Genomic DNA, 726 nt, shown 5'->3' with positions numbered 1-726 from the left:
CGTCGAAACCCTCGCCACCCACCGCGTCCATGGCGGAACCCTGCGGTACTGCAAGCACGACAGCGCCAGCACCGGCACGCCGATGAAGTTCACGGTGTGGACGCCGGATGGCCAGGGGCCGTTCCCCTATCTCGTTTGGCTGTCGGGCCTGACCTGCACCGAGGACAATTTCACGGTGAAGTCGGGCGTCTACCAACACGCCGCCCAGCACGGGATCGCGATCGTCGCGCCCGACACCAGCCCGCGCGGGGAGGGCGTCGCCGACGATCCGGCCTATGACCTGGGACAGGGCGCGGGCTTCTATGTCGACGCCACGCAGGCTCCGTGGTCGCCGCACTTTAAGATGTATTCCTATGTGACGAAGGACCTGCTGGCGGCCGTCGACGGCGCCTTCCCGCTGGACGCGGGCCGGCGCGGGATCTTCGGCCACTCGATGGGCGGGCACGGCGCCTTGACCCTGGCCTTGCGCAACCCGGAGCTCTTCAAGTCGGTCAGCGCCTTCGCCCCGATCGTCTCGCCGCTGAACTGCCCGTGGGGCGACAAGGCGATGAGCGCCTATCTGGGCCCGGACCGCGCCGCCTGGCGGGCCCACGACGCCTGCGCCCTGATCGAGGACGGCCAGGGGACCGCGTTCGACGACATCCTGATCGACCAGGGCCTGGCCGACAGCTTCCTGGAAAACCAGCTGAAGCCCGAACTGATCGAAGCCGCCGCCGCCAAGGCCGG

At 69.0% G+C, this 726-nt stretch carries 1 protein-coding gene; it reads left to right on the top strand.

What is annotated here, in order from left to right; genetic code table 11:
• The coding region (gene fghA / locus FCU40_RS23015; protein WP_241693699.1) for an S-formylglutathione hydrolase at positions 1–726 on the top strand (726 nt) is incomplete at both ends.

Source organism: Caulobacter sp. SSI4214 (assembly GCF_012184455.1).
Lineage (GTDB): Bacteria > Pseudomonadota > Alphaproteobacteria > Caulobacterales > Caulobacteraceae > Caulobacter > Caulobacter vibrioides_E.
The sequence above is the reverse complement of the archived record's forward strand: the minus strand, read 5'-3'. Positions and strand labels throughout refer to the sequence as shown.